General features: G+C 71.5%; 6 protein-coding genes. 2 read left to right on the top strand and 4 right to left on the bottom strand.

Features of this window, described 5'->3' with window-relative positions; translation table 11 throughout:
* Both FB559_RS41305 and FB559_RS41300 read left to right on the top strand, forming a co-directional pair.
* Positions 1–608: GOLPH3/VPS74 family protein (locus FB559_RS41305; RefSeq protein WP_141963096.1), on the top strand; the 608-nt coding region annotated here is incomplete at its 5' end.
* Positions 609–736: 128 nt separating this feature from the next.
* Positions 737–1,429 carry a rhomboid family intramembrane serine protease gene (locus FB559_RS41300; RefSeq protein WP_141963094.1) on the top strand — a complete coding sequence of 231 codons (693 nt, stop codon included), beginning with the start codon at positions 737–739 and terminating at the stop codon, positions 1,427–1,429.
* Between the two features lie 400 nt (positions 1,430–1,829).
* Here FB559_RS41300 and tuf read toward each other — a convergent pair whose 3' ends face one another.
* The 4 genes from tuf to FB559_RS41275 all read right to left on the bottom strand — a co-directional run bounded on the left by tuf (position 1,830) and on the right by FB559_RS41275 (position 5,754).
* On the bottom strand, positions 1,830–3,014 hold the full coding sequence (tuf, locus tag FB559_RS41290; protein ID WP_141963092.1) for an elongation factor Tu: 1,185 nt from the start codon (positions 3,012–3,014) through the stop codon (positions 1,830–1,832).
* A gap of 240 nt (positions 3,015–3,254) precedes the next feature.
* Entirely contained in the window at positions 3,255–3,938 is a 684-nt protein-coding gene (locus FB559_RS41285; protein WP_141963090.1) for a DUF6882 domain-containing protein, read from the bottom strand.
* Between the two features lie 588 nt (positions 3,939–4,526).
* Positions 4,527–5,027, bottom strand: coding sequence for a Cys-tRNA(Pro) deacylase (gene ybaK, locus FB559_RS41280; protein ID WP_246122883.1), 501 nt, complete (start codon positions 5,025–5,027; stop codon positions 4,527–4,529).
* A gap of 64 nt (positions 5,028–5,091) precedes the next feature.
* The gene (locus tag FB559_RS41275; protein WP_141963088.1) at positions 5,092–5,754 is read right to left on the bottom strand and encodes an LON peptidase substrate-binding domain-containing protein; all 663 of its coding nucleotides are present in this window, start codon (positions 5,752–5,754) and stop codon (positions 5,092–5,094) included.
* Positions 5,755–6,000: the final 246 nt, after the last annotated feature.

The following is a 6,000-nucleotide window of genomic DNA, read 5'->3' as shown; positions in this document are numbered from 1 at the left end:
TGGTAGAGGAGCTTCTGCTCCTGGCCCACGACATCCGCGGAAAGTGCCGCATCGCCCCTGCCGCCATGGATCATGGCGTCGCCGGAGCGCTGCTGTCCGAACTCTCCCTGGCCGGCCACCTCAAGGTGGACGGTTCGATCCTGGTCGCGATCGACGGCCCACCCGTCGGCGACCCGATCCTGGACGAGCTGCGTTCGCAGATCGCGGTCTCGTCCCGTACACCGCAGGAGTGGGTGGCCCACCTGAGCGGGGCCGACCTCACCGAGCGGCTGCTCGCCCGGATGCTGGAGCGCGGACAGGTCGAGGTCGACCGGCACCGCAGCTACGGCCTGTTCGCCGAGACCTGGTATCCCGTACGCGACATCGTCGCGCTCTGGGACGCACACCAGCGGGTCGTCGACGCCGCGACGCCGCGGATGGCGCCCGACCGCCGGACGCTGGCGCTCGGCGCGCTCGCCGAGGCCGCGGGGCTGGGCAAGGTGCTGTTCGCCACCTCCGGCGACTGGCGCGTGCTGTGCGCGCGGATGCGGGCGACGTCGTCGGACGACTGGGCCGCCGAGGCCGTACGCCAGGCCGTCGCGACCGAACGCCGGAGCGCCCCTGTGTGACTGCGCCCACGCCGGCCGATGGCAAAGCCGTCTCGTTCCTGAGAACGCGTCATCAGGCCCGCCTGCACCGCGCTTCGCGGGCTATCTTTCGATGAGGGATACGCTTCGGCCGGAGAGGCGCGGTGATCATGGGCAGCGAGAACGAGCGGCCGGTCGACGCCGAGGCGGTGCTCGCCGAGGCGGCCAGGGCGTTCTGGGTGATGGTGGGCGTTCTGGCCGTCATCTGGGTGGTGCAGGTGATCAACTGGGCCGACGGCTACCGGCTCAGCGTCGGCTACGGCATCCACGCGCGTGACTTCGGGGACGTCACCGGCGTCCTGACGGCGCCCTTCCTGCATCTGAGCTGGGGTCACATCGAGGGCAACTCCGGCCCGCTGTTCATCTTCGGCTTTCTCGCCGCCTTCCGCGGCGTCAAGAAGTTCCTGACCCTCACCGTGCTGATCGTGCTCGTCAGCGGCATCGGCGCGTGGCTGACCTCCGCCCCAGGCTCCGTGACGGCGGGCGCCAGCGGCGTGGTGTTCGGCTACTTCGGCTACGTGATCGTGCGCGGCTTCTTCGACCGGCACCGCATCGACATCGCGGTCGGCCTGGTCATGGCGTTGTGCTTCGCCTACCAGTTCACCGTGCTGCTGCCCCACCGCGGCATCAGCTGGCAGGGCCACCTGTTCGGCTTCGTCGCGGGCATCGCCGGCGGCTGGTTCCTGCGCGAGCGCAGGCGAGGCGGCGGCAAACCGGAGCTGACGCGCGGCGCCGCCGTGCAGACCTCGTCCGCCGACACCCGCGCCGACCTGCTGAAGCAGATCGACGACATGGGCATCTGAGCGAGGGTCCGCCGAGCGCGACCGCCCGGCGAACCCGCCGTCCTAGGGTCTCTGTCTCATAGTCATGCCGTTGCGTGGCGCCGCCTGCGCCATGTGGCGCCGCCTGGGTGGCGCCTTGGGTGGCGCCTTGGGTGGCGTCGCCCGGGGTTATCCACAGAACCCCGCTCTACTTCCGCCCGGCGCTGTTCTGGCTGGACAATGAGAGTGGGATGGCACCCCCGGGCGGGTGGGGTCCAGGTGGGTGGGCTCCAGGTGGGTGGGCTCCAGGTGGGTGGGCCCCAGACCGGGTGGGCCCCAGACCGGGTGGGCCCCAGACCGGGTGGGCCCCAGACCGGGTGGGCCCCAGACCGGGTGGGCCCCAGACCGGGTGGGGCCCAGAGCGAGGACTTCGAGACAGGCCCTACTGGTCGAGTAGCGCCGTGACCGTACCCGCGCCGACCGTGCGCCGGCCCTCGCGGATGGCGAAGCCGAGACCCTCGTCCAGCGCGATCGCGCGGCCCAGCGAGACCGTCATCGTGACGGTGTCACCGGGCAGAGCCATGCCACCCTCGCTCATCGCGATCTCGCCCGGCACGTCCGTCGTCCGGATGTGGAACTGCGGCCGGTACCCGGTGAAGAACGGCCGGCTCCGGCCGCCCTCGTCCGCGCCGAGCACGTACACCTCCGCGCGGAACGCCGCGTGCGGGCGGATCGCCCCCGGGGCGCCCACGACCTGACCCCGCTGGACCTGGTCGCGCCGTACGCCGCGCAGCAGCACGGCGGCGTTGTCCCCGGCCTCGGCGCGGTCCATGGTCTGGCCGAAGGTCTCCAGCCCCGTGGCCACCGTCGCGAACGTCTCGCCGAGGCCGACCACCTCCACGCGGTCCCCGAGGCGGATCGAGCCCCTCTCCACCACACCGGTCACGACCGTGCCGCGCCCGGTGATGGTGAGCACGCCCTCGATCGGCATGAGGAACGGCCGGTCCAGGATCCGTGCCGGGGTCGGCACGTACCCGTCGACGGCGTCCAGGAGGTCCTCGATCCGCTTGACCCAGTACGGGTCGCCCTCCAGGGCCCGCAGCCCGGACACCCGGACCACGGGGATCTCCTCGCCCGGGAAGCCGTACCGGGAAAGCAGGTCCCGCACCTCCAGCTCGACCAAGTCCAGCAGTTCGGTGTCGTCGACCACGTCCGCCTTGTTGAGCGCGACCACGATGTGACGGACGCCGACCTGCCTGGCGAGCACGACGTGCTCACGGGTCTGCGGCATCGCACCGTCCTGCGCGGACACGACCAGGATCGCCCCGTCGATCTGGGCCGCGCCGGTGACCATGTTCTTGACGTAGTCGGCGTGGCCCGGCATGTCGACGTGGGCGTAGTGCCGGGTCGGCGTCTCGTACTCGACGTGCGCGATGTTGATGGTGATGCCGCGGTCTCGCTCCTCCGGGGCCCGGTCGATGCCCTCGAACGGCACGACCCTGGCCAGCCCCTGACGAGCCAGCACCGCGGTGATCGCCGCGGTGAGCGTGGTCTTGCCGTGGTCGACGTGTCCCATCGTCCCGATGTTGATGTGGGGCTTGCCGCGCGCGTACAACTGCTTGGCCATGATGTGTCCTCTCGTCAGGAATCGAACGTGAGAACCAGGCGTCCGCACGGGACGCCGCGCCACCCTCCTCCGCGGGTTCTCGAAGGACGGAGCGGAGGAGGGTCAGCGTCGCAGGCCGTCGGCGGTGGGCATGGCCACGGCGCCCGGCGCGGTGAGCGCGGGCGACAGGAGGGCGGCCATTCCGAACATGCCACCGACGCTACGGGCGCGAAGGATCCGGCGTCGAACGGTTTTCCGCGCTCAGCGGGCCGCCAGCTCCATCGACATGGAGACGAAGCGGTCGCTGCCGTCGAACTGCGCGAGGCACTCGCCGCCGTCGGGCAGGGTCGCGATGATCGAGGTCTCGGTCTCGCGGTAGGGCAGGTGGTGGTGGCTGAAGTACTTGGCCACCGTCAGCCGGTGGTCCGTCGGGAACAGCGTGAGACCGCTGGTGATCATGCGGGGGGCGGTCAGCGGGTCCCAGCCGGGGGCCGGAGCGCTCGCGTCCTGGATGGCGAAGTACGCGACGCCGCCCTCGTAGCTGCCGGGGATCGCGCCCGGCGAGCCGATCAGACCGGTAGTGGCCATCGCGACAATGTCTCCGCCACTGCGCGCCGGGCCTTCGTACCAGGACAGGTCCAGCTCCGCCACGGTGAGCTCGGGAACGGCCAGCCGCGCGCCGATGGCGCTGGGGTTCACGACGGCGGGATGCTCGGGCCCGAACTGGGGGTTCGCCCAGCCCCACAGCCAGCTGCGGTTCTCCTCGGCGAAGCTGCCGAGGAGAGCGACCTTGAGGGTGACGTCGCCCTGGGTGTAGGTGCCGGTGGCCAGATCGGCACTCCAGTCGGCGGCAGGCAGGAAGTCCACGAGGGCCTCCTGCTGCTGGGCCGAGATCGCGGCGTACGCGGCTCCCAGCCGGTCGAACGCCGGGCTGAATCCAGACATGGCGGGCACACTATCTCAGACGGCTCCCGCTTGCGGAGCCGCTCGGGTCACTTAAGGGTCAGGCGCTACGCTGCGATCATCAGCGGGAGGCGGGGGGAGTTTCGGATGGCCGGCCAGCTTCGGATCGGAGCGGCGGCGACTCTCGTGATCGCGGTGCTCGGCGTTCCCGCCGGGCTGCTGTGGACCACGGTGGCGCCGCGCACGACGTACGTGATCGCCGGGGGCACCAAGCTCCTCGGCGATCCGGAGAGCCAGACGCTGATCGCCGCGGACGGCTGGTTCGCCGTGCTGACCGCGGCGGCAGGCGCCCTGTGCGGCATCGTGGCCTACGTTCTGGCCGGTCGGCTCCGGGAGCTCGGCCTGCTCGGCGCTCTCGGCGTCGGCGGTGCCGCCGCGGGCCTCATCGCCTGGTGGGTGGGCAGCCTCGTCGGGCGGGCCTCGTTCCAGCACCTGGTGCACACGGCGCGGGACGGGACGACCGCCAGGGGCGCCCTCGGGCTGCACGCCACGGGCGTGGTGATCGCCTGGCCGCTCATCGCCATCGTGGTGTTCGGGCTGCTCGAAGCCCTGGACGTGGCGCGGCGGGAGTCACGACCGGTCGCGGGCAATGCCGGCGGTGGCGGCCCCGGTCAGCCGGATCAGGTCGGCGGGGGCCAGTTCGACCTGCAGGCCGCGCCGCCCCGCGGAGACGTAGATCGTGGCGAACCCTGACGCGGAGGCGTCCACGACCGTCGGCAGCCGCTTGCGCTGACCCAGCGGGCTGATCCCGCCCCGGACGTACCCGGTCACGCGCTCGGCGTGCACCGGGTCGGCCATCGCGGCACGCTTGCCGCCGGCCGCACTCGCGAGGGCCTTGAGATCGAGCGTCGCCGACACGGGTACGACCGCGACGGTGAGGTCTCCGTCGACCTCGGCCACCAGCGTCTTGAAGAGCCGCTCGTGCGGCACGCCGAGCGCGTCCGCGGCGGCCTCGCCGTAAGACTCGTCGCCGGCCGCCGCCTCGTACGGGTGCAGGGTGAAGGCGATCCCGGCGCGCGTGGCCGCCACGGTCGCGGGCGTCCCCTTGCCGCCGCTCTTCTTCGATGACACCGGCCGCCGCTCCTTACCGTCGTGTGTCCAGGGCGTGTCTGACGGAAAACCCCCGGCCCGCCGCTCAGTTCGGGCTGATGCCCTTGCTGAGGAACTCTGACCCCGGCACGGTCGGGAAGGCCTCGAGCAGGAGATTCTCCCGCCGTAGCAGCTCATACTCCAGCCGCAGCCGCGCCGCCGCATGCTCGGCCTGCAGGAGACGCTGCTTGTCCGAACGGTCGAGGACGAGAGAGGCCGCGATGAGGTAGGACAGCGAGAGGGGATCGGCCGGGAGCTCGTCCAGGGCGGCGACCTCGGCGCCGTGTGCGACGAGACGCTCGCAGTAGCGGCGGAACATGCTCGTCACCGGCGCGACGGCACTCTCCGCGCCCGGCCCGTCCTCCTCCGGGAGCATGGTCACGTCGGCCTGGAGGTACGCGAGTGAGTCGTCGACGTCCTCGATGCGAAAGCGCGTGCCGCCGGTCGTGACGACCTCGTACCCGCCGTCCTCCTGCTCCTGCGCGTCGCGGACCTCGGCGGTGCAGCCGACGGCGGCGAGCCGCTGGGCGGAGCCGGGCCCGACCTCGTGGCCGAGCTCGATCGAGACCACCCCGAACAGGTGGGGCTCCTCGCCGGCGAGCAGGTCGTTCATGAGGAGCCGGTAGCGTTCCTCGAACACGCGCAGGGGAAGAACGAGGCCCGGGAAAAGCACGGCCCCCAGCGGGAAGATCGGCAGCCGGTCGGTCACGGCGTCAGAGTACGGCCTGATCGAGGTCTTCGCTGCGACCATGAGTTGATCTACAATGTAAAGGCGGCGGCCCGGGGCGGTCGGGGCGACCGGGTGATGTGACCCTAGTCACCTATAACTAGATCGCGTCAACCAGCACACTTCCGCCGGACCCGCGGGGTTAACGTCACAGTGTCCGTGCGGTAGTCGGCGCGCGGCGCGGCGGTCGACCAGAAGAGGACACCGCCGGTTGTTCTCCCGCGGGAG

Origin of the sequence: Actinoallomurus bryophytorum, from assembly GCF_006716425.1 — a bacterium.
Classification (GTDB): domain Bacteria; phylum Actinomycetota; class Actinomycetes; order Streptosporangiales; family Streptosporangiaceae; genus Actinoallomurus; species Actinoallomurus bryophytorum.
Note: the sequence above shows the minus strand (reverse complement) of the source record. Positions and strands in the feature narration are given on the sequence as shown.

What these genes read in the sequence shown, in the direction of transcription:
- FB559_RS41300 (WP_141963094.1), top strand. Translation starts at nt 737, where the DNA reads ATGGGCAGCGAGAACGAGCGGCCGGTCGACGCCGAGGCGGTGCTCGCC.
- tuf (WP_141963092.1), bottom strand. Translation starts at nt 3,014, where the DNA reads ATGGCCAAGCAGTTGTACGCGCGCGGCAAGCCCCACATCAACATCGGG.
- FB559_RS41285 (WP_141963090.1), bottom strand. Translation starts at nt 3,938, where the DNA reads ATGTCTGGATTCAGCCCGGCGTTCGACCGGCTGGGAGCCGCGTACGCC.